The organism is Streptomyces actinomycinicus, assembly GCF_016741775.1.
GTDB lineage: Bacteria > Actinomycetota > Actinomycetes > Streptomycetales > Streptomycetaceae > Streptomyces > Streptomyces actinomycinicus.
In genome coordinates this window covers 1-2,026 of record NZ_JAERRK010000056.1, presented here as the reverse complement: position 1 = coordinate 2,026, position 2,026 = coordinate 1, and the positions used below count along the sequence as shown (strand labels likewise).

Sequence of the window (2,026 nt, the reverse complement as noted above, 5' to 3'; positions counted from 1 at the left end):
GAGCGGGTCCGCCCCGGCGATCGACGCGGCCGGCAGCGCGAATGGTCTGTTATCGCCGACCGGGGCGTCTGCCGTTTCCTGCTGACGGCCCGTTTGTCGAGGGGGCTTCGACGGGAGTTCGAGGGAACGCCTGTACACGGTTCTTACCGCCCGCTGCCGGTGAGTTGAACGAACACTCACGTCAGAGGCTTGCACGCGGAGAGGTTGACCGAACGCTCTAGGATGAATCAAAACAGCGCACGTGGTTTGGTATTGACAAACCGTCCGGACTGTTTTGTACTCGTGAGGTGCCGGTTCGGCAGCACACTCACCTAGGGGGCAACGGCATGCAGATCGACGTACTGGGGATCTTGGACGTCAGGGAGAACGGGGTGTCCATCGCCCCTACTGCGCCGAAGCCCCGGCAGGTGCTCGCCCTCCTGGCGCTGCACGCCGACCAGGTGGTGCCGGTCTTCGCTCTCACCGACGAGCTGTGGGCCGGCCGGCCGCCGCGCAGCGCGCGCACCACGCTGCAGACCTACGTCCTGCAGCTGCGCGACCTCATCGGCTCGGCGCTGGAGCAGGAGGCGTCCACGGAGCCCGAGTCGGCCCCGCGGCGCACCGCCAAGGACGTCCTCGTCACCGCGCCGGGCGGGTACATGCTCGTTTCCGGCGGCGGGGAGAGCGACGTCCGGGAGTTCGAGCGGCTGGCGGGCATGGGCTATCGCGCCATGGACGCCGGCGACTTCAAGGACGCCTCGCGTCTGCTGCGCGAGGCGCTCGACCTGTGGACCGGTCCGGCCTTCGCCGACGTGCAGACCGGTGCGCGACTGGAGATGGAGGCCAAGCGGCTGGATGAGAGCCGGCTGTGCGCCCTCGACCAGCGCATCGAGGCCGACCTCCGGCTCGGCCGCCACCGCGAACTGCTCGCCGAGCTGACCGTGCTGACCAGCCGTTACCGCACCCACGAGAACCTGCACGCCCAGTTCATGCTGGCCCTGCACCGCTCGGGCCGGCGAGGCGAGGCCCTCGAGGTCTACCACCGCCTGCGCGGCACCCTCGTGCAGGAGCTGGGCCTGGAGCCCTCGGCGCGGCTGCGCCGGCTGCAGCAGTCGATACTCGTGGCCGCGCCCGAGAGCCCGCTGGCCCCGGAGTCGCCGGTGCCCGCCATGGCTCCGCTCGCCCCCGCCCGTGCGGGCAGCGCCCGGTACGCGTGAACCGCCGGACGAGAGGCGTTTGTTGAGCAGAGGCGCAGATCACCGCGATTCTGGCTGCAGTGTGGCGCGATAAGTGGGTAGCCTCAGACCAAATGGTTAAGTTACCGCTTAGTAACTGACTTTCGTCGGTTCGAGGAGCCCACTCATGCAACTCGTCGCGATCATCGTGTCGCTGACCCTTATGGTGGTCGGCTTCGCGCTGTTCGGCCGCGCCCTCCTGCAGATCTTCAACTTCATACGGCTGGGCCAGCCCGTCCCCGAAAACCTGCGGACCAACAATCCCTACCACCGCACCGTCACCCTGGTCAGGGAGTTCGTCGCCCACACCCGGATGAACCGCTGGGGCGTCATCGGAGTGGCGCACTGGTTCGTGGCGGTGGGCTTCTACACACTGCTCCAGACTCTCGTCAACGCCACCGGCCAGCTCTTCCAGCCCGACTGGGTGCTTCCGGTCGTCGGGGACTGGGCGCCGTACAACATCTTCGTCGAGTTCATCGGCACGATGACCGTGGCCGGCATCCTGGCCCTGATCGTCATCCGGCAGCTGAGCAGGCCGAACAAGCCGGGCCGCAAGTCCCGCTTCGCCGGCTCCAACACCGGCCAGGCCTACTTCGTCGAGACCGTCATCCTGGTCGTCGGCACCTGCATCATGGTGCTGCACGCCCTCGAGGGCGCTCTGCACCACGTCGACCACTACGAGGCGTCGCTCTTCGTCTCCTACCCCCTGGTCGCCTGGTTCCGGGGAATGAGCCAGTCCACCCTGGAGAACCTCGTCTACTTCTTCGCCGGCCTGAAGATCGCGACCTCGTTCATCTGGATGATCACGGTGT

The 2,026-nt window shown here is 67.4% G+C and carries 1 protein-coding gene and 1 pseudogene; both read left to right on the top strand.

What is annotated here, in order from left to right:
* Positions 1-326: 326 nt before the first annotated feature.
* A complete protein-coding gene (locus tag JK359_RS38435) occupies positions 327-1,196 on the top strand; it encodes an AfsR/SARP family transcriptional regulator (protein WP_201844369.1) in 870 nt (289 codons plus the stop codon).
* A gap of 145 nt (positions 1,197-1,341) precedes the next feature.
* Positions 1,342-2,026, top strand: a pseudogene (locus tag JK359_RS38430) (Fe-S oxidoreductase); the annotation flags it as partial.

Coding starts and splice junctions, on each gene's coding strand:
- JK359_RS38435 (WP_201844369.1), top strand. CDS start 327: ATGCAGATCGACGTACTGGGGATCTTGGACGTCAGGGAGAACGGGGTG.